Source organism: Pseudomonas sp. GL_090 (assembly GCF_057837765.1).
Genome location: NZ_CM174452.1, coordinates 5,767,460 through 5,792,032, shown reverse-complemented (window position 1 = coordinate 5,792,032; position 24,573 = coordinate 5,767,460). Strand labels below are relative to the sequence as shown.

19 protein-coding genes are annotated in these 24,573 nt (G+C 60.7%); 13 read left to right on the top strand and 6 right to left on the bottom strand.

The genetic code is table 11. The annotated features are described in order from the left end of the window. Positions 1-32 precede the first annotated feature (32 nt). From rsmA to AC3ITA_RS26225, 4 genes are read right to left on the bottom strand one after another with little or no spacing between them, the layout of a single operon-like run. Positions 33-842: a 16S rRNA (adenine(1518)-N(6)/adenine(1519)-N(6))-dimethyltransferase RsmA gene (rsmA, locus tag AC3ITA_RS26240; protein ID WP_095944861.1), complete on the bottom strand. Its 810-nt coding sequence runs from the start codon at positions 840-842 to the stop codon at positions 33-35. Then, the gene (pdxA, locus tag AC3ITA_RS26235; protein ID WP_414929586.1) at positions 839-1,828 is read right to left on the bottom strand and encodes a 4-hydroxythreonine-4-phosphate dehydrogenase PdxA; all 990 of its coding nucleotides are present in this window, start codon (positions 1,826-1,828) and stop codon (positions 839-841) included. The genes rsmA and pdxA overlap by 4 nt, the downstream gene beginning before the upstream one ends. Beyond that, complete coding sequence (gene surA / locus AC3ITA_RS26230) at positions 1,825-3,141, bottom strand: peptidylprolyl isomerase SurA (protein WP_141250058.1); 1,317 nt, start codon at positions 3,139-3,141, stop codon at positions 1,825-1,827. Before surA ends, pdxA begins: the two co-directional genes overlap by 4 nt. Beyond that, positions 3,122-5,917 (bottom strand): LPS-assembly protein LptD, encoded by a 2,796-nt coding sequence (locus AC3ITA_RS26225; protein WP_489278768.1) that lies wholly within the window; start codon positions 5,915-5,917, stop codon positions 3,122-3,124. Before AC3ITA_RS26225 ends, surA begins: the two co-directional genes overlap by 20 nt. A 130-nt stretch (positions 5,918-6,047) precedes the next feature. On the opposite strand from AC3ITA_RS26225, the gene AC3ITA_RS26220 reads away from it, so the two are divergent. Genes AC3ITA_RS26220 through AC3ITA_RS26210 form a run of 3 tightly spaced genes read left to right on the top strand, consistent with a single transcriptional unit; the run spans position 6,048 to position 8,504 of the window. Next, positions 6,048-7,067 (top strand): aminoglycoside phosphotransferase family protein, encoded by a 1,020-nt coding sequence (locus AC3ITA_RS26220; RefSeq protein WP_095944864.1) that lies wholly within the window; start codon positions 6,048-6,050, stop codon positions 7,065-7,067. Further along, positions 7,064-7,735: an N-acetylmuramate alpha-1-phosphate uridylyltransferase MurU gene (gene murU, locus AC3ITA_RS26215; RefSeq protein ID WP_095944865.1), complete on the top strand. Its 672-nt coding sequence runs from the start codon at positions 7,064-7,066 to the stop codon at positions 7,733-7,735. The genes AC3ITA_RS26220 and murU overlap by 4 nt, the downstream gene beginning before the upstream one ends. 1 nt (position 7,736) lies before the next feature. Next, positions 7,737-8,504, top strand: coding sequence for a TerB family tellurite resistance protein (locus AC3ITA_RS26210; RefSeq protein ID WP_095944866.1), 768 nt, complete (start codon positions 7,737-7,739; stop codon positions 8,502-8,504). Positions 8,505-8,627: 123 nt separating this feature from the next. Here the strand turns inward: AC3ITA_RS26210 and AC3ITA_RS26205 are convergent, their stop codons facing one another. Beyond that, positions 8,628-9,617 (bottom strand): alpha/beta hydrolase family protein, encoded by a 990-nt coding sequence (locus AC3ITA_RS26205; RefSeq protein ID WP_150672005.1) that lies wholly within the window; start codon positions 9,615-9,617, stop codon positions 8,628-8,630. A gap of 73 nt (positions 9,618-9,690) precedes the next feature. On the opposite strand from AC3ITA_RS26205, the gene AC3ITA_RS26200 reads away from it, so the two are divergent. The 10 genes from AC3ITA_RS26200 to trpE all read left to right on the top strand — a co-directional run bounded on the left by AC3ITA_RS26200 (position 9,691) and on the right by trpE (position 22,201). Then, a complete protein-coding gene (locus tag AC3ITA_RS26200) occupies positions 9,691-12,087 on the top strand; it encodes a PAS domain-containing sensor histidine kinase (protein ID WP_489278765.1) in 2,397 nt (798 codons plus the stop codon). Positions 12,088-12,212: 125 nt separating this feature from the next. Continuing rightward, positions 12,213-12,842 carry a response regulator gene (locus AC3ITA_RS26195; RefSeq protein WP_008051638.1) on the top strand — a complete coding sequence of 210 codons (630 nt, stop codon included), beginning with the start codon at positions 12,213-12,215 and terminating at the stop codon, positions 12,840-12,842. 351 nt (positions 12,843-13,193) lie between these two features. Next, complete coding sequence (locus AC3ITA_RS26190) at positions 13,194-14,318, top strand: ABC transporter ATP-binding protein (protein ID WP_046039490.1); 1,125 nt, start codon at positions 13,194-13,196, stop codon at positions 14,316-14,318. 48 nt (positions 14,319-14,366) lie between these two features. After that, entirely contained in the window at positions 14,367-15,410 is a 1,044-nt protein-coding gene (locus AC3ITA_RS26185; protein WP_095944869.1) for a polyamine ABC transporter substrate-binding protein, read from the top strand. A 170-nt stretch (positions 15,411-15,580) separates the two neighbouring features. Further along, positions 15,581-16,828 carry an ABC transporter permease gene (locus AC3ITA_RS26180; protein ID WP_007980201.1) on the top strand — a complete coding sequence of 416 codons (1,248 nt, stop codon included), beginning with the start codon at positions 15,581-15,583 and terminating at the stop codon, positions 16,826-16,828. 12 nt (positions 16,829-16,840) lie between these two features. Further along, positions 16,841-17,665 (top strand): ABC transporter permease, encoded by an 825-nt coding sequence (locus AC3ITA_RS26175; protein WP_007980200.1) that lies wholly within the window; start codon positions 16,841-16,843, stop codon positions 17,663-17,665. Positions 17,666-17,896: 231 nt separating this feature from the next. Beyond that, the gene (locus AC3ITA_RS26170) at positions 17,897-19,045 is read left to right on the top strand and encodes an iron-containing alcohol dehydrogenase (RefSeq protein ID WP_414929592.1); all 1,149 of its coding nucleotides are present in this window, start codon (positions 17,897-17,899) and stop codon (positions 19,043-19,045) included. 115 nt (positions 19,046-19,160) lie between these two features. Beyond that, positions 19,161-19,835, top strand: a complete 675-nt coding sequence (gene rpe / locus AC3ITA_RS26165) for a ribulose-phosphate 3-epimerase (RefSeq protein ID WP_095946111.1) — start codon at positions 19,161-19,163, stop codon at positions 19,833-19,835. Next, a complete protein-coding gene (locus tag AC3ITA_RS26160) occupies positions 19,832-20,650 on the top strand; it encodes a phosphoglycolate phosphatase (RefSeq protein WP_095946112.1) in 819 nt (272 codons plus the stop codon). Before rpe ends, AC3ITA_RS26160 begins: the two co-directional genes overlap by 4 nt. A gap of 69 nt (positions 20,651-20,719) precedes the next feature. Beyond that, on the top strand, positions 20,720-22,201 hold the full coding sequence (gene trpE / locus AC3ITA_RS26155; RefSeq protein WP_489278760.1) for an anthranilate synthase component I: 1,482 nt from the start codon (positions 20,720-20,722) through the stop codon (positions 22,199-22,201). Between the two features lie 164 nt (positions 22,202-22,365). Here the strand turns inward: trpE and estP are convergent, their stop codons facing one another. Then, the gene (estP, locus tag AC3ITA_RS26150; RefSeq protein ID WP_095946113.1) at positions 22,366-24,276 is read right to left on the bottom strand and encodes an esterase EstP; all 1,911 of its coding nucleotides are present in this window, start codon (positions 24,274-24,276) and stop codon (positions 22,366-22,368) included. Positions 24,277-24,573: the final 297 nt, after the last annotated feature.

Genomic DNA, 24,573 nt, shown 5'->3' with positions numbered 1-24,573 from the left:
GTGGCGTCCTACCCGATAGCGCTCATCGCCTGTCAGTCTGCGGCAGGCTTTTGTTCGCTGAGCTTGTCGGCCAGGCGTACGAACGCGGCCAGGTCGAGTTGCTCGGGACGCAGGCTGCCATCGACGCCGGCGGCTTCGATTTCGGCATTGCTCAGCAGCAGCTTGAGTGTGTTGCGCAGGGTTTTGCGGCGCTGGTTGAAAGCTTCGCGCACGACGCGTTCCAGCAGGCGGTGATCCTTGGCCGGGTGTGGCAGTACCGCGTGGGGCACCAGGCGCACGATGGCCGAGTCGACTTTCGGTGGCGGGTTGAATGCCCCCGGGCCGACGTTGAACAGGTGCTCGACTCGACAGTGGTACTGAACCATGATCGACAAACGACCCCAGTCGCCACCACCAGGACCGGCAGCCAGGCGCTCGACCACTTCCTTTTGCAGCATGAAGTGCATGTCGCGGATCAGGTGCGAGTTGTGCAGCAGGTGAAAAATCAGCGGCGTGGAGATGTTGTACGGCAGGTTGCCGACCACTCGCAGGCTGCCAGGCACGGCATTCAAGCTGTTGAAGTCGAACTTCAGCGCATCGCCCTGATGCAGGTTGAAGTTACTCTTGCCGGCAAACTGCTGGTTGAGGATCGGGATCAGGTCCTTGTCCAGTTCCACCACATCGAGTTGCGCGCCGCTGCTGAGCAGGCCTTGGGTCAGTGCGCCCTGGCCGGGGCCGATTTCCAGCAGGCGGTCTTCTGCCTTGGCATGAATGGAGCGCAGGATGCGGTCGATAACGCCGGCATCGTGCAGGAAGTTCTGGCCAAAGCGTTTGCGCGCCTTGTGTTGGTAATGCTCGGTCATAAACGGGTCTCGGCCATCTGGTAGGCGGTTTCCAGGGCGACTTGCAGGCTGCCGGTGTCGATCTTGCCGCTGCCGGCCAGGTCCAGGGCGGTGCCGTGGTCGACCGAGGTGCGGATAATCGGCAAGCCAAGGGTCACGTTGACTGCCGCGCCGAAGCCTTTGTACTTCAGCACCGGCAGGCCCTGGTCGTGGTACATCGCCAGCACCGCATCGCAGTGCTCCAGATATTTGGGGGTAAACAGAGTGTCGGCGGGCAGGGGGCCACGAAGGTCCATGCCCTCGCCGCGCAGGCGCTCTAATGTGGGTTCGATGATATCGATTTCTTCATGGCCCAGGTGCCCGCCTTCGCCAGCATGGGGGTTGAGCCCGCAGACCAGGATGCGTGGCCGGGCGATGCCGAACTTGTTTTGCAGGTCGGCGTGCAGGATACGCGTGACGCGTTCCAGACGCTCCGGCGTGATTGCATCGGCAATCTCGCGAAGGGGCAGGTGAGTGGTCACCAGGGCCACGCGCAAGCCGCGTGTGGCCAGCATCATCACCACTTGCGCGGTGTGGGTCAGGTCGGCAAGGAATTCCGTGTGCCCGGAAAAGGCGATGCCGGATTCGTTGATGACACCTTTGTGCACCGGCGCGGTAATCATGCCGGCGAAATCTCCGCTCACGCAGCCTTGGCCGGCGCGGGTCAGGGTTTCCAGAACGAAGGCAGCGTTCGCCTTGTCCAGTTGCCCGGCGACGACCTTGGCATTGAGCGGAGTATCCCAGACATACAGGCTGTTGACTGGCGCGGGTACGTCCGGCCAGTTGTCCGGTGTGACCGGCAGCAGATCGACAGCCACGCCCAGTTGCGCGGCCCGCTCAATGAGCAGGTCGCGGCTGGTAATGGCAATCAGGGGGTGAGGCTGGGCTTGCGAGGCGAGCAGCAGGCACAGGTCGGGACCTATGCCGGCCGGTTCGCCGGGTGTCAGCGCGAAACGTTGGGGTTTCACTGCGCTGCCTGGTCGGCGCCAGGGAGTTTGATTTCCACGTACGCTTCGTCACGGATCTGACGCAGCCAGGTTTGCAGCTCTTCGTCGTATTTGCGGTTACGCAAAACGGTCATCGCTTGCTGCTCGCGAGCCTGTGAGGTGCTGTCGGTGGCGCGACGGCCAAGGACTTCCAGGACGTGCCAGCCGTACTGAGTCTGGAACGGCCTGGACAGCTGACCTTGTGGGGTCCTGGCCATCACTTCGCGGAACTCGGGCACCAGTGCGTTCGGGTCGATCCAGTTCAGGTCGCCGCCGTTGAGGGCGGAGCCCGGGTCTTCCGAGTAGCTTTTCGCCAGCTCGCCGAAGTCTTCGCCAGCCTCGATACGGCTGTAGAGCGATTCTACCAGGGCCTTGGTTTTTGCTTCGTCGCGGATCGGGCTCGGCTTGACCAGGATGTGGCGCACATGTACTTCATCGCGCATCTGGGTCTGACCGCCACGCTTTTCGAGGACCTTCAGAATGATGAAGCCGCCCGGGGTGCGCATTGGCTGGGTGACATCACCCACCGGCATGGTGCTCAGCAGGCGATCGAACGGCGGAGGCAATTGAGCGGCCTTGCGCCAGCCCATGTCACCACCTTCCAGTGCGGTTTCGCTGGCGGACTTGGCGATTGCCAACTGACCGAAGTCAGCGCCTTGCTTGAGTTGCTGGTAAATCGCATCGGCCTGTTTGGCTGCATTCTGAATCGCGTCGGAGTTGGCGCTTTCCGGCGTAGGAATCAGGATGTTGGCCAGGTGGAACTCTTCGGACAGTTGCATTTTGCCCAGGTCGGATGCCAGGAAGTTCTTCACTTCCTGCTCGGAGACCTGGATGCGCTCGGCGACCCGACGCTGGCGTACACGGCTGATGACCATTTCGCGGCGAATCTGCTCACGTGCGTCGTCGTAGGACAGACCGTCGCGCGTCAGGGCGGCGCGGAACTGCTCGACCGACATGTTGTTGCGCTGGGCAATGGTGCCGACAGCCTGGTTCAACTCTTCGTCGGTAATGCGGATGCCGGAGCGCTCGCCGATCTGCAATTGCAGGTTTTCGACGATCAGGCGCTCAAGTACCTGCTGCTCCAGCACGCTGGCCGGCGGCACGGCAGAACCACGCTTGGCGATGGTTTGCTGAACTTCATGAACCCGTTGGTCCAGTTGGCTCTGCATGACCACGTCGTTATCGACGATGGCCACCACTTTATCGATGGACTGTACGGCGGCGCTCGCCGCCGTACTCAGGAACAGCGCGCCCAGCATCAGCGGGCGCAGACAATCAGAAAGCTTGGTCTTCACGTTCACGATAACCTTGAATGCCTTTGTCGAGGAAGCTCTCTACCTTGGCGCCAGTCAGGCCGCCGAGTCCCTTCAGAACAATTTGGAGGAAGACGCCATGGTCGCCTTTTTCGTTTTGCGGTGCTTCCTGGCTGAACTCGTCATAGGAAACCCAGTAACGGTTGATCAGGCGCAGTTTCCAGCAGCAGTTGTCGTACTCGAAACCACCGAAGGCTTCCAGGGTGCGGTTGCGGTTGTAGTCATACTGCCAGCGGGTGATGGCGTTCCATTGCGGCACGACCGGCCAGATCACCGAGAAGTCGTGCTGTTCGATCTTGTAGTAATCCTTCACGTAGCCAGGAGTGCCAGGGGTGCCGTAGTCACCGCCGAACTGCCATTGACCGGTGTTCTGGTTGTAGATCACCTGGTCGTTACGATAGCGATAGCCGGCGTTGATAACCTTGTTCGGGTTGTCTTCAGGCTGGTAGTGGAACATCGCGCTGCCCGAGCGAGGGCTGCGGCTGTCCGGGTCCCAGTTGTAGTCGGCCGTGGTGCGCCAGTCGCGGTTCCAGCGATATTCGTATTCCAGTGCGTACGGCGAAACGCTGGCTTGGGCATCGGCGCGGGTTTTTGGATTGACACCCGGCAACTGTACCTCGCGGTCCTTGAAGTACAGGGCCTGGCCTACGCTGAGGCGTTGACGCTCGAAACCGTTGTCTTCGATCCAGCGGCTGGTCACGCCCAGGGACAGTTTGTTTTCGTCGCCGACACGGTCGGAGCCGGAGAAACGGTTGTCACGAAACAGCGACGCGTAGTTGAAGGTGTATTCGCTGGTATCGAATACCGGAATGTCTTCCTGGTCGACCTCAGGCACGTACAGGTAGAACAGGCGTGGCTCGAGGGTCTGGCGGTAATTCTTGCCGAAATACTGGGTATTGCGATCGAAGTACAAGCCGCTGTCGATGCTGGCGATCGGTACGCTGCGGTTCTGGTTGGTGTCGAAGGTACCGCTTAGCTTGTCCTGCTGTGCAGTTTGCTGAGCAATTTGAGCCTTGCCGATGCTGTCCAGATCCAGTTGATACTGGGTGTACTGGTACTTGAGCTTTGGTTTCAGGAAACCGTACGTCGTGTTCATCGGCAGACTGATGGCAGGCGCAAGATTCAGGCGGTCGCCGTTGGCGCGAGCCAAACCTCGGATGTTGTTATCAATACGTGGCGTTACATTACCGTCTTCGTCGGAGTAGTTGCCGGTCTCCAGGTCCCGATCAAACCGAACCAGTTCGGTTTCGTAGGAGAAGTTCAAGCCTTTGGGATGATACGGCAGCGCGCCATTGAAGGTGATCTGCGGCAAACGGTCGTACGGTGTAATGTTCGAAACGGTCGCCAGCTGATAGGCCTGGGCATTTACGCGAGCGGTATAGCCGTCGCCGCGATAGGTGACGGAGCCCTGCTGGTTCACGTAGTCCTGGCTTTTCACGCCAATCTGGTCGGTCTGCAGATCCTGGAAGTAATACGGATCGCTGATCTTGGTGTAGTCGACTTGCGTGAGCGTTCGCGAGTCGAGACCGCCCTTGTGCTGCCAGTTGTACATGTAGCGGGTTTTTTCGGCGTCGGTCTGCTTGTCGCGTTCGTTGCTTTCGTCGTTGAGGTACGCCGCGCCGAACTGGCCTTCGCTGGACTTGGTCAGGTAGCGGAATTCGCCTTCCATCAACAAGCCGTGCTTTTCCATGTAGCGTGGGTACAACGTGGCATCGTAGTTCGGCGCCAGGTTGAAGTAGTACGGGGTGACCAGCATGAAGCCGGTATCGCTGCCGGTGCCGATGGTCGGCGGCAGGAAGCCGGACTGGCGACGGTCGTCGATCGGGAAATAGATGTACGGCGTGTACAGGACCGGAATGTCCTTGACCCGCAGCGTCACGTTGGTCGCCGTGCCGAAACCGGTAGCCGGGTTCAGGGTGATGTTGTTGCCCTTGAGCTGCCAGGCGTTGCTGTTCGGTTCGCACGTGGTGTACGTACCATCCTTGAGGCGGATGATCGCGTTCTCGGCACGTTTGGCGTACAGCGCATTACCGCGGATGCGGGATTTGTGCATCACGTATTCGGCGTTGTCGACCTTGGCTTCACCGGTGTCGAGCTGCACGTCGGCGTGGTCGCCGACGATCAAGGCGCCGTTGTCGCGAATGCGCACGTTGCCGTTCAGTTCGCCACGGCTTTCGGCCTGGTACAGGTTGGCTTCGTCGGCTTCGACCTGCATGCTGCCCTGACGCATGACAACGTCACCGGCCAGTGTCGCAACTTGCTCATCCTGCTTATAGCGGGAAGCTTTTGCGCCGATAAAGGTTGGAGCGTCGCTTTTATTCGTCTTGTCATCCATGCCAGGACGAATCGGTTCGATATAGGAACCGGAGCAATAAGGACCGGTTTCGGCCAATTGTGCGGCAGTGAGCTGCTCGCGGGGAACCCAGTCGAGGTGGCTGTAGTCTGCGCTACGGGATGTCAGGCCACGGCCTTTGGATTCGGTGACCAGCACCGGCTTGGCGCCGGCGTCTTCGCTGGAACCGTTCTCGGCCGAGGCTTCGCCGGTGGCGGAAACTGCGCTGCCGTCATGGACGGGACGCGGTGGCAATGCAGCCGCCGGCGTCTTTGGCGCACAGTCCCAGGAACCCGAAGCAGAGACTGAGCAGTCAAACTGTTCCGCGGCGACCACGTAGGAAGTGGCAAGGGGTTGCAGCGCCAGCAAACTGCCGGTAACCAACAACGGAAATTTTTTACGAAACGCGGGGGATTTCAATGCCATCTTATTAGTCCGGGCTTCCTGCGTGCCATCTGCCCGCGGTGTGGGCCGCACGCCTCTCGATGGTCTGAAAAAGATGCTGGATAATAAAGCATGACCCGCTTGACGGCTAGCGCCGTCGGAGACCCTTGCAATGCCTGATCAAGATGTACGCTTGCAACACCTGAAAGTTTGGCTCGATCAACAATTGACGACCCTTTTTGCCGAGCAGGGCTGGGGCGTCGTACCCCCGGCCACGTTGACCGCGGCCAGCAGCGACGCGAGTTTCCGGCGGTATTTCCGTTGGGAAGGCGGTGACAAAAGTTTCATCGTGATGGACGCGCCGCCGCCCCAGGAAAACTGCAAACCCTTCGTGGATATCGCCTTTTTGCTGGCGAAATCCGGAATAAATGTGCCGAAAATTTATGCCGAAGACCTTGAACGCGGCTTTCTTTTGCTCAATGACCTGGGCAACAAGACCTATCTGGACGTCATCGACAGCGAAAACGCCGACGATTTGTTCACGGATGCCCTGCAAGCGTTGCTGGCTTTCCAGCAGTTGCCGATGGTTGCGCCTCTGCCGAGCTATGACGTGGCCTTGCTGCGTCGCGAGCTGGAACTGTTCCCCGAGTGGTACGTGAAGCGCGAACTGGGCATCGAATTCGATGCGGCGCAACAAGTGCTCTGGCAGCAGGTCAGCGAACTGTTGATCGACAGCGCCCTGGCACAACCCAAAGTCCTGGTGCATCGCGACTACATGCCGCGCAACCTGATGCTCAGCGAGCCCAATCCCGGTGTGCTGGACTTCCAGGATGCGGTGTATGGCCCGGTAACCTACGACGTGACCTGCCTGTTCAAGGACGCATTCCTCAGTTGGCCCCAGGAGCGTGTACACGGCTGGCTCGAAAGCTACTGGCGGCAAGCGGGTGCGCTCGGGATTCCGGTCCAGCCCGATTTCGAGGACTTCCTGCGTGCCAGCGACTTGATGGGCGTGCAACGTCACCTGAAAGTCATCGGCATTTTCGCGCGCATCTGCCATCGCGACGGCAAACCGCGTTATCTGGGTGATGTGCCGCGTTTCTTTGCGTACATAGAAACGGTGATCGCTCGCCGCCCTGAACTGGCCGAGCTGGATGTGTTGCTGGCCAGTCTGCGCGCCGGAGTGAAAGCATGAAGGCAATGATTCTGGCCGCGGGTAAAGGCGAGCGCATGCGCCCGCTGACCCTGACCACGCCAAAACCGCTGGTTCGTGCAGGCGGCGTGCCGCTGATCGAGTATCACCTGCGAGCGCTGGCCGCCGCCGGGTTCACCGACATCGTGATCAATCACGCCTGGCTCGGTCAGCAGATCGAAGACTACCTGGGCGATGGATCGCGTTATGGCGTGAGCATTCAGTACTCGGCCGAAGGTGAGCCCCTGGAAACCGGCGGCGGGATTTTCCGCGCGTTGCCGTTGCTGGGGGATGAAGCGTTTGTCGTGGTCAACGGCGACATCTGGACCGATTACGACTTCAGCGTGCTGCATCAGCCCATCAACGGCCTGGCGCACCTGGTGCTGGTCGGCAACCCGTCCCATCACCCGGCCGGGGACTTTAGCCTGGTCGAAACGCAGGTGCACGACGGTCAGCCAGAGGTGGGTACCCTGACCTACAGTGGCATCGCCGTGTTGCATCCGCAGCTGTTCGACGGTTGCACCGCGGGGGCCTTCAAGCTCGCGCCGCTGTTGCGCAAGGCCATGGCTGACGATCAAGTGACTGGCGAGCAGCTGAGGGGGCACTGGGTCGATGTCGGCACTCACGAGCGACTGGCCGAAGTTGAAGCATTAATAGAAGCGAGCCGCTGACATGTTGTGGCCAGGGACTCTGATCGGAGCCGGAGCAGGCTTTGCCATAGCCAGCATTCCGGGGGCCATTCTCGGCGCGTTGTTGGGGCAGGCGCTGGATCGGCGCTTGCACCTGCAAAGCTGGGGACACTTGCGGGAAAAACTGGGCGGTCGCCCGGTGCTGCGTAACGATGAGTTGCTGTTTGTCCTGTTGGGGCGCCTGGCCAAGTGTGACGGCCAGGTGATGTCCGGGCACATCGAACAGGCCCGGGCGGAAATGCGCTCGCTGGATATGTCCGAGTCAGCCCAGCGTCGTGCGATTGCTGCGTTCAATCGCGGCAAGTCGGGCCGCGACCGGCTGCGCGGTTATCTGCGTCGCCTGAGTGCCCAGCCCCATGCGGCAGAAGGCGTATTACGCGCCTGCTGGCGAATGGTCTGGGCCGATGGTCGTGCCGGCAGCAGTGAACGTAAACTGATCGGCCAATGGGGCAAATGGTTGGGCTGGACGCCCCATCAGGTGAAGGCGTTGGCGCACGACTATGAGCCGCGGAAACGGCCATTGGGCAACAGCGTGCCCAGTTATCAGGACGCATTGAGGCTTTTGGGGGTGTCGGCCACCACTGAACCGGCGCAGATCAAGCGTGCTTATCGGCGCCTGCTCAGTCGCCATCATCCGGACAAGATTGCCGGCAGCGGCGCGACGGCGACGCAGGTGCGTGAGGCCACCGAGCGAACGCGTGAACTGCATAATGCCTATACGCTGATTCGGGAACGGCGGGATTTTCGTTAGCCCGGAAAGTTTGCGTCGCCAGTGATACCGCTATCGCGAGCAGGCTCGCTCCCACAGGTGTCTTCTAACGCTGGAGATCTGATGTGGGAGCGAGCCTGCTCGCGATGAAGGCGCCTCGGTCTTTCAGTCTGTCGAAGGCTGCGGGTTCAGCCAGCCCCGCACCCGGCGGAACAGTTGCTCCTGCTCGGCCTTTTTGTCGGGCAACGCCTTGAGCGATATCTGGCTGAATGCCGACGTTTTCACCCGTTTGTTGGCCTGCAGACGGGCTAGCGCCGCATTGCGATCCAGCGGCTTGTCCATATAGAACATGTCAGCCGTCGGCAGTTTCAGGTTCGGAGCCAGCTCATCCAGTTCGGGTTTCGCTTGAGCAGGTGTCTGCGCTGCGACCATGAGGAATCGCTCGACTTGTGAGGGCTGCTTCTCGCTTAAATAGCGCGCCGCCCAGTAAGTGCCGGTGCCATGCCCCAACACCACGATACGGCGGGCGCTTTGCTGTTCGGCGAAGGCGATCGCGGCGTCGATCCGGGCAAAGATGCGCTCGGCATCTGCCTTGGACTGTTCTTCGGTGGTTTCGGCGACGACCTTGTCGGTTACATCTGCCTCGCCACCGGCCACCTGTTCGATAGGGGCAGCGGTAGTCGAGTCTTTACTGACGGTTTCGGCGGCCTTGGGTGCCGGCGCTGCTTCGACGATTCGTGGCGCAATGGCATCGCTTTGCAGGTCCGGCAAGGTGATACTCAGGCTGCTCCACTCGGCATCCGGCAATTTTCGCCGCAAAGGGCCGACGGCTTGCGGCCAGTCAGCGGTTTCGCCGGTGCCCGGGATGATAATCACCGCGCCTTTGGGGTCGGCGGTGTTGGCCGGTTTCCACAAGGCCAGAAACGTGTCGGTGCCTGCTTGCAGTTGTTGCTGTTCCTGAGGCGGGATCTTTCGCTCGAGTGCAGTCGCTTCTTCCTGACTACGCTCAGGCAGAGGCTGACGTTCGAGCGGTTTTTCTTCGGCGGTTTTTTCTTCCGCGAGGGAGGCCGGGTCGGCCGCCTTGACGGAAAAAGCGCAAGGCAGGATCAGCGACAGGCACAATGCTGGCAGTGCCAGGCGGTAGACAGGGGGCATCGGATATTCCAGGCCAGAAGATGTTCCGGCAGCCTAATGGGTTGGTCAGTATTTGTCAGTGTGTGAGAGTTCAATGATGCGTTTTCGCTGCCTGTGGGTTATCGGCTGTTTGTGGTTTCCCTTGATGGGCTGGGCGGCCGCCGCGCCTCCGGCACCCGTCGCCCAACTGTCCCCGAAACAGCAGCACTGGCTGGCGCAGCAGGGCGAGTTGCGGGTCGGCGTGGTGTTGCAGGCGCCCTATGCGCAATACGATCGCCGCTTGCAGCGCCTGTCCGGGGTGAACGTCGAATTGATGAAGTGGCTGGCAAAAAACCTCAATGTCGAACTGAGCTGGCGCAATTTCCCCGACCTTGAGCAATTGGAAGCCGCGGCCCGCGAGGGCGAAATCGACATCGCCCCGGGGCTGACACAGACCCCTGGCGGGCTGCGCCTCTGGCAGTTTTCCGACCCCTACATGCGGGTGCCGCAATTGGTGGTCAGCGATCAGAAAAGCGCGGGCGCTGTCGAGATGGAAAAACTCGACAGCCAGACCCGAGTCGCCGTGCGCATGCCCAGTGCCATCGCCGATTACCTGCGCGGCAACTACCCGCACCTGAACTTGCAAGGCGTACCGATGGAGCGTCAGGCATTGCAATTATTGGTTGGCCAGCAGGCAACTTATGCGGTGATCGATGAGGCGCAGCTGGGTCGCTTGTCGGTCGAGACGGAGTTCGCCGGATTAGTGGTAGTGGGGGATGTCGGCCTGCCGCAGTTGCTGCGGGTGGCCACGCTGCGCGACAAGCCGGAACTGGCGGGCATCGTTGAAAGTGCATTGCGGGCGATCCCGGCCAAGGATCTGGAGCAGTTGCACAATCAATGGCTGCAGCCCAAGTATCCGCGGCTCACCGAGTCCCGGGGATTCTGGCAAAACCTCTGCCTGCTGCTGGCCGTGCTGGCGTTGAGTTGCATGGCCATCGTGGTCTGGCAGCGTCGCCAGCAGCACAACCTGGAGCAGCGCCTGCTGGCCGCGCAGGAAGACATCGCCTTGCGTGCCGCCAGCGAAGAGGCCTTGCGGCTCACCCAGTTTTCCATCGACCAGAGCACCGTCGGTATCCTCTGGGTCAACTGGGACAGCCATGTGCGCTACGCCAACCGCGCGGCAGAAAGCATGCTGGGCTATCCGGCCGGCGGGATCATCGATCGGCCATTGATCGATTTTGAACCCGGCCTGCACATGGACCGATGGCTGAACCTGTGGAAGCGCGCCCGGGCCAGTGAAGACGGCCCGCAAAGCTTCGAATCCAATTGCGTGCGGGCTGATGGCAGCATCCTGCCGGCCGATGTCTCGTTGAGTTTTCTGCGCTTTCGCGACGGCGAATACCTGGTGGTTTATCTCAACGATGTCACCGAGCGGCGTCGTGCCCTGGCGGCCTTGCAGGAAAGCGAGGCACGGCTTCAAGGCATCGCCGCCAACGTTCCAGGACTGGTTTTTCGACTGGAGCGGGCGCCGGTGACCGGTCAGATCGACTTTGCCTACATCAGCGAAGGCAGCGAAAGCCTGGTGGGTTACTCGCCGGCCACGCTGGCGCATCGCGATAAAGGCCTGCGCAGCCTCGTGCATCCGGATGACAAGGCCAGCTATCACCAGACCCAGGATCATGCGCTGGATACCGACAGCGACTGGTCGTGGCAGGGGCGAATCCTGACGCGTCAGGGCGAGCAGCGCTGGGCGGAAATCAAGGCCGTCACCCGTCGGCTGGAAGACGGTACGTATGTCTGGGACGGGATTGTCTGGGACATCAGCGAGAGCAAGCGCATCGAACTTGAACTGGCCAGCTCCCGGGAACAACTGCGTGAGTTGTCCGCGCACCTGGAAAGCGTGCGCGAAGAAGAAAAGGCGCGCATAGCCCGGGAAGTTCACGATGAGTTGGGTCAGATGCTCACCGTGTTGAAGCTGGAAACGTCGATGTGCGAACTGGCCTACGCGCAGCTTGATCCGGGTTTGAACGAGCGCTTGAACAGCATGAAGCGCTTGATCGCCCAATTGTTTCAGCTGGTCCGTGATGTGGCCACGGCATTGCGCCCGCCGATTCTCGACGCGGGCATCGCCTCGGCCATAGAGTGGCAGGCCCGCCGATTCGAGGCGCGTACGCAGATCCCGTGTCTGGTGCAGGTGCCGGACAATTTGCCAGTGCTCAGCGATGCGAAGGCAATTGGTCTTTTTCGAATCCTTCAGGAGGCGCTGACCAATGTCATGCGGCACGCCCAGGCGCATACTGTTGAACTGACACTGACCCTTGATGGCGACGAGTTGTGTCTGACGGTCAGCGATGATGGCGTAGGATTTGTCGCCGCGCCTGGCAGGCCAATGTCCTTTGGGATCGTCGGCATGCGCGAGCGGGTGTTGATCATGGGTGGTGAGTTATCCCTTGAGAGTGAGCCGGGTGAGGGCACGACGTTAGAAGTGCGAGTGCCTCTGGAGAAAGCCTGAAGAATTTGTGGTGTCCGTGCTGACGCTTTCGCGAGCAGGCTCGCTCCCACAATGGCTTTGAGTCGTTCACAAATCCCCTGTGGGAGCGAGCCTGCTCGCGATAGATCTTGAACCTGGAGAAAAACGTGATCCGTGTACTGGTAGCCGAAGACCACACCATTGTCCGCGAAGGCATCAAGCAGTTGATCGGCCTGGCCAAGGACTTGCTGGTAGTGGGGGAGGCGAGCAATGGCGAGCAGTTGCTCGACACCTTGCGTCATGTGCCCTGCGAGGTGGTGTTGCTGGACATCTCCATGCCGGGCGTCAACGGCCTGGAAGCGATTCCGCGGATTCGCGCCCTGAACAATCCACCGGCGATCCTGGTGCTGTCGATGCACGATGAAGCGCAGATGGCCGCCCGGGCGTTGAAGGTGGGCGCTGCGGGTTATGCGACCAAGGACAGCGACCCGGCACTGTTGCTGACAGCCATTCGCAAAGTGGCGTCGGGTGGGCGCTATATCGATCCGGAACTGGCCGATCGCATGGTTTTCGAGGTTGGTCTTACCGATTCGCGCCCATTGCACTCGTTGCTCTCCGAGCGCGAATTCTCCGTGTTCGAACGCCTGGCCCAGGGCGCCAACGTCAACGACATCGCCCAGCAACTGGCGCTGAGCAGCAAAACCATCAGCACCCACAAGGCGCGGCTGATGCAAAAGCTCAACATCACTTCGCTGGCGGAACTGGTGAAGTACGCGATGGAACACAAACTCCTCTAAAGCGCTCCGCAACCAAAACTGTAGGAGTGAGCCTGCTCGCGATCGCGGTGGATCAGTCAATGCAATGTTGACTGACAGGACGCCATCGCGAGCAGGCTCACTCCTACAAGGGATCTCCGTCTGGCTTGGGATGGCAGGCATATCCAATAGCGACAACTGTTTTGCTCGCTTTTGCGGCTTGCAGCTCGACACCTGCAGCTGCCTTGTCCATTTGCGCCATCCTTGTAGGGCAATCCCTACCCCCAACCTTCCATCCGGCTGAGGCCAATCTCTCTTGCGCCCCGATTTGCGCGGTCCCCAGCGTCCACTAGGCTTAGTCCCACAGCAGTCATCAATAACAAAGGTGTGGGTATGAGCCAGGTCGATTCAAGCGCAGGGGCCAATGATGTTCTGGTCAGCTTTCGTGGAGTGCAGAAGAGCTACGACGGCGAGAACCTGATCGTCAAGGACCTCAACCTGGACATTCGCAAAGGCGAATTCCTCACGTTGCTCGGGCCGTCCGGCTCCGGCAAGACCACCAGCCTGATGATGCTCGCCGGCTTCGAAACGCCGACCGCGGGTGAAATCCTGTTGGCCGGGCGCGCCATCAATAACGTGCCGCCGCACAAGCGCGACATCGGCATGGTGTTCCAGAACTACGCATTGTTCCCGCACATGACGGTGGCCGAGAACCTGGCGTTCCCGCTGACCGTACGCGGCATGAACAAGAGCGACGTCAGTGCCCGGGTCAAGCGCGTGCTGAGCATGGTCCAGCTCGATGCCTTCGCCCAGCGTTACCCGGCGCAGCTTTCCGGCGGTCAGCAACAGCGTGTGGCATTGGCCCGGGCGCTGGTGTTCGAGCCGCAACTGGTGCTGATGGACGAACCCCTCGGCGCACTCGACAAACAACTGCGTGAACACATGCAGATGGAAATCAAGCACCTGCACCAGCGCCTTGGCGTCACCGTGGTCTACGTGACCCACGATCAGGGCGAAGCCTTGACCATGTCCGACCGTGTGGCGGTGTTCCATCAGGGCGAAATCCAGCAGATCGCGCCGCCGCGCACTCTCTACGAAGAGCCGAAGAACACCTTCGTCGCCAACTTCATCGGCGAGAACAACCGCCTCAATGGCCGCCTGCACAGCCAAACCGGCGACCGTTGCATTGTCGAGCTCGGGCGCGGTGAGAAGGTGGAAGCCTTGGCGGTCAACGTCGGCCAGACCGGCGAGCCGGTGACCCTGTCCATTCGTCCGGAGCGAGTGAGCCTCAATGGCTCCAGCGACCAGTGCGTCAACCGTTTCTCCGGGCGAGTCGAGGAATTCATCTATCTGGGCGACCACGTCCGGGTTCGCATGGAAGTCTGCGGCAAGACCGACTTCTTCGTGAAACAGCCGATTGCCGAGCTTGATCCATCGCTCGCCGTCGGTGACGTGGTACCGCTTGGCTGGCAGGTCGAGCACGTTCGCGCACTCGACCCACTTCTAGAGGCGCATTGATCGCCCCGGCAACACCAACACCAACCCTGCACGTGGAGAGAACAATAAATGTTGAGATCCCTGAAATACACCGCTTTGGCACTGGGCATGATGGGCGCGGCACACGCAATGGCGGCCGGCCCGGACCTGACCGTGGTGTCCTTTGGCGGCGCGAACAAGGCGGCTCAGGTCAAAGCCTTCTACGCACCGTGGGAAGCGGCAGGCAATGGCAAGATCGTGGCCGGCGAGTACAACGGCGAAATGGCCAAGGTCAAGGCCATGGTCGACACCAAGAGCGTGTCCTGGGATCTGGTAGAGGTTGAATCGCCGGAGTTGTCCCGTGGTTGCGACGAAGACATGTTCGAGCAACTTGATCCGAAGTTGTTCGGCAAGACCGAAGACTACGTCAAGGGCGCCATCCAGCCTTGCGGCGTGGGTTTCTTCGTGTGGTCGACCGTGCTGGCCTACAACGCCGACAAACTGAAAAGCGCACCGACCAGCTGGGTGGATTTCTGGGACACCAAGCAGTTCCCGGGCAAGCGTGGCCTGCGTAAAGGCGCCAAGTACACCCTGGAATTCGCACTGATGGCCGACGGCGTTGCCCCGAAAGACGTCTACAAAGTGCTGGCCGGCAAGGACGGCCAGGACCGCGCGTTCAAGAAGCTCGATGAACTCAAGCCGAACATCCAGTGGTGGGAAGCCGGCGCACAACCGCCGCAATACCTCGCTTCCGGTGACGTGGTCATGAGCTCGGCCTACAACGGTCGTATCGCTGCCGTGCAGAAAGAAAGCAACCTGAAAGTGGTGTGGAACGGCGGCATCTACGACTTCGACGCATGGGCCATTCCAAAAGGTCTGGATGCCAAGCGCGCCGAAGCTGCGAAGAAATTCATCGCCTACTCGGTACAGCCACAGCAACAGAAGACCTACTCGGAAAACATCGCCTACGGCCCGGCCAACACCCAGGCCGTACCGTTGCTGGCCAAGGATGTCCTGAAAGACATGCCGACCACCCCGGAAAACATCGCCAACCAGGTGCAGATCGACGTCAGCTTCTGGGCTGACAACGGCGAGCAACTGGAACAGCGCTTCAACGCCTGGGCTGCGAAGTAATGCTTCGCCTGTAGGAGCGAACCTGCTCGCGAAAGCGGTGGGTCAATCAACATAGATGTTGAATGTAATGGCCTCATCGCGAGCAAGCTCGCTCCCACAGGTTGCGGTGTTTCAACACAACAGAGGTGGTTCGCCGCCTCTGTAACGATCAAAGATTCCCGGAGTACGTCATGGCTATCGCCGTTCCCCTGAACGAGGGCACCAGCCCCACCTTGAAGCAGCGGCTCAAGCACGCCGAGCGGGTCAACCGCTGGAAGGCCCAGGCGTTGATCGCGCCGCTGGTGCTGTTTCTGTTGCTGGTGTTCCTGGTGCCGATCGTGGCGCTGCTCTACAAAAGCGTTGGCAACCCGGAAGTGGTCGGCGGCATGCCGCGCACCGTGACTGCCATCGCCAGTTGGGACGGCCGCGGCCTGCCCGCTGAACCGGTTTATAAAGCCGCGGCCGAAGACCTCGCCGAGGCTCGCAAGAATCAGACCCTGGGCGATCTGTCCAAGCGTCTGAACATGGAACTGGCCGGCTACCGCAGCCTGCTGACCAAAACCGCCCGCGCCTTGCCGCTCGCCACTGAGCCGGCTTCTTATAAAGAAGCGCTGGAAGGTCTCGATGAGCGCTGGGGCGACCCGGCCTACTGGCAAGCGGTGCGTCGCAACACCAGCAGCATCACCCCGTATTACCTGCTGGCGGCTGTCGATCATCGCATCGACGACCTCGGCGAAATCGCTCCGGCCACCCCGGATCAGGCGATCTACCTCGACATCTTCGCCCGCACCTTCTGGATGGGCCTGATCATCACTGTAATCTGCCTGGTGCTGGCGTATCCACTGGCTTACTTGCTGGCGAACCTGCCGTCGCGCCAGAGCAATCTGCTGATGATCCTGGTGCTGTTGCCGTTCTGGACCTCGATCCTGGTACGCGTAGCGGCGTGGATCGTGTTACTGCAATCGGGTGGCCTGATCAACAGCGGCCTGATGGCCATGGGCATCATCGATAAGCCGATCGAGCTGGTGTTCAACCGCGTCGGCGTCTATATCTCGATGGTGCACATCCTGCTGCCGTTCATGATCCTGCCGATCTACAGCGTGATGAAAGGCATCTCGCCGACCTACATGCGCGCCGCGATTTCCCTCGGCTGCCATCCGTTCGCCAGCTTCTGGCGGGTGTACTTCCCGCAGACCTATGCCGGCGTCGGCGCCGGTTGCCTGTTGGTGTTCATCCTCGCCATCGGCTACTACATCACCCCGGCATTGCTGGGCAGCCCGAACGATCAGATGGTCAGCTACTTCGTCGCCTTCTACACCAACACCAGCATCAACTGGGGCATGGCGACCGCACTCGGTGGGCTGCTGCTGCTCGCGACGGTCGTGCTTTATCTGATTTACAGCTGGCTGGTAGGCGCGAGCCGCCTGCGCCTGAGCTAAGGGGAGAACGAAATGCTGAGTCCTTATATGTCGCCCATCGAACGGGTGTGGTTCTACAGCTTGCGGATTCTCTGCGGCTTGATTCTGTTGTTCCTCATCCTGCCGGTGCTGGTGATCATTCCACTGTCGTTCAACTCCGGCAGTTTCCTGGTGTACCCGCTGCAGGGCTTCTCGCTGCAGTGGTATCACGATTTCTTCGCCTCGGCGGAATGGATGCGCGCCCTGAAGAACAGCATCATCGTCGCCCCGGCGGCCACGGTGCTGGCCATGGTCTTCGGTACGCTGGCGGCGATCGGCCTGACCCGGGGCGACTTCCCCGGCAAGGCGTTGGTGATGGCGCTGGTGATTTCACCGATGGTGGTGCCGGTGGTGATCATCGGTGTGGCCAGTTACCTGTTCTTTGCTCCGTTGGGGCTGGGTAACAGCTTCTTCTCGCTGATCGTGGTGCATGCGGTATTGGGTGTGCCGTTCGTGATCATTACCGTTTCCGCGACCTTGCAGGGGTTCAACCACAACCTGGTGCGGGCCGCTGCGAGCCTGGGTGCTTCGCCGCTGACCACGTTCCGCCGGGTGACCTTGCCGCTGATTGCGCCTGGCGTGATCTCCGGGGCGTTGTTCGCCTTCGCGACTTCGTTCGATGAAGTGGTGGTGACGCTGTTCCTCGCAGGTCCCGAACAAGCGACCCTGCCACGGCAGATGTTCAGCGGCATCCGCGAAAACCTCAGCCCGACCATCGCCGCCGCCGCGACGCTGCTGATTGCTTTCTCGGTGATCCTGCTGCTGACCCTGGAGTGGCTGCGTGGGCGGAGCGAGAAGCTGCGTACGGCGCAGGTTTAAAGCTTCACATCAATCCCCTGTAGGAGCGAGCTTGCTCGCGATGAACGTCAACGATAACGCGGGAAACCTGACACCCCGCGGCGCTCTCAGGTTCATCGCGAGCAGGCTCGCTCCTACAAGTGTTTTTGGTAGTTTTCGGGAGGTCCGGTCATTCACCTCCTGAATGGCAGACAAACCCCAATCCCCAGCTACTATTGTGCCCAGCTCCCCTACCTATAAGAGGCTGCGCATATGGGTCTTTCCTCTTTCAAAATCGCTCACAAACTGATCACCGGCGCAGGTGCCATCGAGCAGCTGTCTGCCGAGCTGAGGCGTCTGGACATCGACAACCCGCTGATCGTCACCGACGCCGCCCTGGTCAAGTCCGGCACGGTAGAACTGGCACTGGCGCAGTTGGGCGAACGCAGTTACGAGATTTTCGACCGGGTGCTCCCGGACCCCGAAATCGCCATCGTCGAAGATTGCATGCAGGCTTATCGCGACGGTGGGCATGACGGCTTGATCGGCCTTGGCGGCGGCAGTGCCATCGACATTGCCAAGAGCGTGGCGGCCTACGCCGGGTACCACGGTGCGCTGGAGGATCTGTTCGGTATCGATCAGGTCCCGCGCAAGGGCCCGCCGCTGATCGCCATCCCGACCACCGCCGGCACCGGCTCGGAAGTGACCAACGTCGCCATCCTTTCCGACAAGCTCGCGCAACTGAAGAAGGGCATTGTCAGCGACTACCTGTTGCCTGATGTGGCGCTGGTCAGTCCGCAAATGACCCTGACCTGTCCGCGCAGCGTCACGGCGGCCAGCGGCGTCGATGCGCTGGTGCATGCCATCGAGTCCTATCTGTCGGTCAACGCCTCGCCGATCACCGATGCCCTGGCCATCGGCGCCATCAAGTTGATCGCCAAGGCTTTGCCCAAGGCCTACGCCAACCCGTCGAACCTGCAAGCCCGGGAAGACATGGCCACTGCCAGCCTGATGGCCGGCATGGCGTTCGGCAATGCCGGGGTTGGCGCGGTGCATGCGCTGGCGTATCCGCTGGGCGGGCGCTTCAACATTGCCCATGGCGTCAGTAATGCCTTGCTACTGCCCCATGTCATGACCTGGAACAAGATGGCCTGCATCGAACGCATGCAGGATATTGCCGAGGCCATGGGCGTGAAGACCGCTCACTTGAGCATCAACGAAGCGGCCGACAAAGCCGTGCAAGCCATGTCCGAACTGTGTGCCGCCGTTGAAATTCCCCAAGGCCTGCGCAGTTTCGGTGTGCCCGAGGACGCCATCCCGTCCATGGCCGTGGAAGCGGCGGGGATCGAGCGCTTGATGCGCAACAATCCGCGCAAATTGAGTGCCGTCGATATCGAAAAAATCTATCGCGCGGCGTACTAGGGCAATTGCCGTCGATGGATGATGGCAAGGTCCAATCATCGCGCTCACGGTGCGCGCGTCAAAGCATGAGGTATACAATGCGCGCCATCGTGATTCTGCTCAGAAAAGGTGCGTCATGCAGCCCTTCGTAATTGCTCCGTCGATTCTCTCCGCCGACTTCGCCCGCCTGGGTGAAGAAGTGGACAACGTCCTGGCCGCCGGCGCCGACTTCGTGCACTTCGATGTCATGGACAACCATTACGTGCCGAACCTGACCATCGGCCCGATGGTCTGCTCGGCGCTGCGCAAGTACGGCGTGACCGCGCCGATCGACGCGCACCTGATGGTCAGCCCGGTGGACCGCATCGTCGGCGACTTCATTGAAGCTGGCGCGACCTACATCACCTTCCACCCGGAAGCTACCCAGCACGTCGACCGCTCCCTGCAGATGATCCGCGAAGGCGGCTGCAAGTCGGGCCTGGTGTTCAACCCGGCGACCCCGCTGGACGTGCTCAAGTACGTGATGGACAAGGTCGACATGATCCTGTTGATGAGCGTCAACCCAGGCTTCGGCGGGCAGAAGTTCATCCCAGGTACCCTCGACAAGCTGCGCGAAGCGCGGGCGTTGATCGATGCGTCGGGCCGTGACATTCGCCTGGAAATCGACGGTGGCGTGAACGTGAACAACATCCGCGAAATCGCGGCGGCCGGTGCCGACACTTTCGTCGCCGGCTCGGCCATCTTCAATGCGCCGAACTATCAGGAAGTCATCGACAAGATGCGCTCCGAACTGGCGCTGGCCCGCCCATGAGTGGTTTTGAGCAGTTGTTCCCGGGGCAACTGCCGCGGCTGGTGATGTTCGATCTGGACGGTACCTTGATCGACTCGGTCCCGGACCTGGCAGTGGCTGTGGACAAGATGCTGCTCAAACTCGGTCGCAAGCCCGCCGGTCTGGACGCGGTACGCGAATGGGTCGGCAACGGCGCGCCGGTGCTGGTGCGCCGTGCGCTGGCTGGTGCTATCGATCATTCGGCGGTCGATGACCATGAAGCCGAACGGGCGCTGGAGTATTTCATGCAGGCTTATGGCGAGAGCCATGAGTTGACCGTGGTTTACCCAGGCGTGCGTGACACCCTCAAATGGCTGAAAAAGCAGGGCGTCGAGATGGCGCTGATCACCAACAAGCCGGAGCGTTTCGTCGCGCCGCTGTTGGATCAGATGAAAATCGGCCGTTATTTCCGCTGGATCATCGGCGGCGACACTCTGCCACAGAAAAAGCCCGATCCGGCCGCGCTGTTTTTCGTGATGAAAATGGCCAACATTCCGGCTTCGCAGTCGTTGTTCGTCGGCGATTCGCGCAGCGATGTGCTGGCGGCGAAAGCGGCGGGGGTCAAGTGCGTGGCCCTGAGCTACGGCTATAACCACGGCCGGCCGATCGCGGAAGAATCGCCGGCACTGGTGATCGATGACCTGCGCAAACTAATTCCCGGTTGCCTGGATCCGGCCGCTGAGATAACGTTGGCCGACGCTGTCAAACCCCCTTCTGGAAACGCCATCGTGGTGGTCACTCGCAAACTCTGGATGAAAGTCATCAAGGCCCTGGCCCGCTGGCGTTGGCGCGCCTGACTTGATCCTGGCCGGTTCCCGGCGCGTTTGCATACCTGACTGTTCGACCCTCAAGCCACGAGGCACCTCATGATCCGCGAAGAATTCCTGCGTTTGGCCGCTGCCGGCTACAACCGCATCCCGCTTGCCTGCGAAACCCTGGCCGACTTCGACACGCCGCTGTCGATCTACCTGAAGCTGGCTGACGAGCCCAATTCCTACTTGCTGGAGTCCGTACAGGGCGGCGAGAAGTGGGGCCGTTACTCGATCATCGGCCTGCCGTGCCGTACCGTGCTGCGGGTTCATGATCATCACGTCAGCGTGACCGTCGATGGTGTCGAGACCGAAAGCCACGATGTGGAAGACCCGTTGGCCTTTGTCGAAGCGTTCAAGGCTCGCTACAACGTGCCGACCATTGCCGGCTTGCCGCGTTTCAACGGCGGCCTGGTGGGTTACTTCGGCTATGACTGCGTGCGTTATGTCGAGAAACGCCTGGGCAAATGTCCGAATCCGGACCCGTTGGGCGTCCCGGACATTCTGCTGATGGTGTCCGACGCGGTGGTGGTGTTCGACAACCTGGCCGGCAAGATGCACGCTATCGTCCTGGCCGACCCGGCGCAGGACGACGCCTTCGAACAAGGTCGTGCGCGCCTGGAAGAGCTGCTGGAAAAACTCCGTCAGCCGATCACTCCACGCCGTGGCCTGGATTTCAGCAAGCAACAATCGACTGACCCGGTGTTCCGCTCCAGCTTCACCCAGAGCGATTACGAAAAAGCCGTCGATACCATCAAGGAATACATCCTGGCCGGTGACTGCATGCAGGTCGTGCCATCCCAGCGCATGTCGATCGACTTCAAGGCGGCACCCATCGATCTATACCGCGCGCTGCGCTGCTTCAACCCGACGCCTTACATGTACTTCTTCAACTTCGGCGACTTCCACGTCGTCGGCAGTTCGCCGGAAGTGCTGGTGCGGGTCGAAGACAACCTGATCACCGTCCGCCCGATTGCCGGTACCCGTCCGCGAGGCGCCAACGAAGAGGCTGACCTGGCGCTGGAAAAAGACCTGCTGTCGGACGACAAGGAAATCGCCGAACACTTGATGCTGATCGACCTCGGCCGCAACGACACCGGTCGCGTATCGGAAATCGGCTCGGTGAAGCTCACCGAGAAGATGGTCATCGAGCGTTACTCCAACGTGATGCACATCGTGTCCAACGTCACCGGGCAACTGAAAGCCGGGCTGACGGCCATGGACGCACTGCGGGCGATCCTGCCGGCGGGCACCTTGTCCGGCGCACCGAAGATTCGCGCGATGGAAATCATCGACGAACTGGAGCCGGTCAAGCGTGGCGTCTACGGCGGTGCAGTCGGTTACTTCGCCTGGAACGGCAACATGGACACCGCCATTGCGATCCGCACGGCAGTGATCAAGAACGGCGAACTGCATGTGCAGGCTGGTGGCGGCATCGTTGCCGACTCGGTGCCGGCGCTGGAATGGGAAGAAACCCTGAACAAGCGCCGCGCGATGTTCCGCGCCGTTGCCCTGGCAGAACAGACCCCGAATACCTGATCCACGCAAAACCTACTGTAGGAGCTAGCTTGCTAGCGAAGGAGTGTCAGCAACACAGTGTCGACTGACACACCTTCGCTAGCAAGCTGGCGCCTACAGGGGATTTGCGGACACCAAAAAAACGCGGCGCCTGAGAGGGCGCCGCGTTTTTTATTGGCTGCACATCAGAAGTCCAGCGCAACACCTACGTTGATGCCCTGTTGGGTGAAGTCGTCGTCCTTGCGGATGTTGTAGCTGGCGCGCAGTGCCAGGTCCTTGGTGAGGTTGTGGCTCACCCCCAGGTTCACACGTTGCAAGTGACTTTGCGGGGTGTAGCCTTCCAGTGTGAACTGGTTGTTTGGCAGGCTGTTGAGGTTGATGTCCACGTCCTGGGTATCGTCGTTGTACTCACGTTCGATTGCCGCTTCGCCGAATACCTGGGTTTGCGGGGTGATCTGGTATTTGCCCTGCAGGCCAGCCCCCAGACGCCGGGAAATACGCTCCTGATCGGCGAAGGTCAGCGCCGTGGAATCGTTGCCATCCTCCGAGTAACCATCGACTTGCACCTTGGAGAAGTCGGCGCTGACAAACGGCGACAGGTGCCAGGGGCTGCTGGCTTGTTGCGCAATGTCGTAACCCACGCGTGCGCTGAAGGCTTCGACGTAGCCGCTGGTATCGCCTTTTTCGCCGCGTTCGTTGACGCCCAGCTGGAATTTACGCTTGAGGCTGTCGTAATCCAGATGCCCGGCCGTCAACGCCGCATCAGCCCACACACGGTTTTGCTGATACTGGGCGAATGCCGTGCCCAGGTAAGTGTTGAGCTTGTAGTCGGAGTCGTTGTTGCCGGCTTCGAGTTTCTGGTTATAGAAACCGGCCACCAGGCCAACACGCCAGGCATCGTCGAGACGATAGCTGCCGCCGATGTTCAAGTTGGCTCCGTTGCCGTCGGCGCTTGCCACGCTGTCCTGACCGTCAAAGTCCTGATGCTGTCCGCCGCCGGAAACAATGGCTCGCCATTGGCCGACGCCTTGCCAGTTTTCCCAGTCGGCCAGCCACTGATTGCGCAATTCGTCCTGATGCGCACGCACGGTGCCCTGGGCCATTTCCGGCAGCAAGGTCAGCTCCCACGGCGCCGCCAGCAGGGAATAGGCGTAATCGGCAATCAGACGCTGCCCGGCTTCGGTGGGGTGCACCGAGTCGTTGTAGATCAGCTTGGTCGGGTCCGGCGTGGCGCTGTTGATGCCGTAGCGGGCGTTCTCGGTGCAACCGTTGCCGCTGAAGCAGGTGGCGATGAGGTTCTGGTCGGTGGCCAGGCCAAACTGCGCCGGGTTGGCGAACGTCTCTTTGAGCAGTACCGGAATGTTGAGCGGAATGACTTCGGCGTTGATGTTTTGCAGTCGGCTTACCAGTTCAGTGTTGAACTGGGCGCTGAGTTGGGACGTGAACGCTTGCAGTGGGGTGCCGTTGAACGCCGGGGTAAAGCCGATATCCGGCAGCAGCCAGACCATGATGTATTTGGCGCCGGCGGTTTGCAGTGTCTGCACGCTGTCGGCCAGGCGGTCGGCGGCGGCACTGGCCTGGGGCAGGCTGGTGACGCGACCTTGCAGGAAGTCGTTACCGCCACCGGACAGGTAATACAGTGCATTCGGGTCGGCACGGAAGTTATTGGACGGAAGATAGCCGGCCCGGGTGCGTTCGCCGGTGGCGGAGATGCTGGTAATCGAATCAAGAATCTGGTCGGTACGATAGCCGCCTACAGCCCAGTTATTACCATCAGGCAGGCCTTCGTTGGCGCGAACGGCTGAAGCAGAGGATGCCGTCTGGTCCGGTGAATACCCCAGTTTTCCACCCAGGATCTGCGTGGCGTTGAGCGAGCGGACTTCGCCGCTGCCATCCAGGTAAACCGGCCCGGTCCGGTTGGTGTAACGCTGCGTCGCTCCGGCAGGCCCGCCCGTGTCGGTAAAGGTCCCTGCATCGTTGAGGCTGTCCCCGAAGACAATGAAACTTGTATAAGGATTAGGTGCGGCGTTCGCCTGGGCGCATGCCATCGCGAGCAAGCATCCTGCGAGCGGTACAAACAACGACTGTTTGATCATGTGCAAGTCCGTTTATTTATTGTTTTAGTGAACGAAACGACAGTACCAAAAACTTCCGGCCTTTTGCCATCTGTCGCGAAGCCTTTGATAGTTTCGCGGGCAGTACCCCCGGTGATATTGCACGCTCTGCCCAGCTAAGTTACTGTGCCGGGACGTACGAACGAGACCTTCCCCGTGTTGATCATCAGTAAACTCCTGGATCAAGTCATCAAGGCACACGCCCGCTGGCGTTGGCGCGCCTGAATTCTTTTGCCGGCCTCGCCGGACCTGTATCGCTTTGCCTTCTTTACCTGTTTG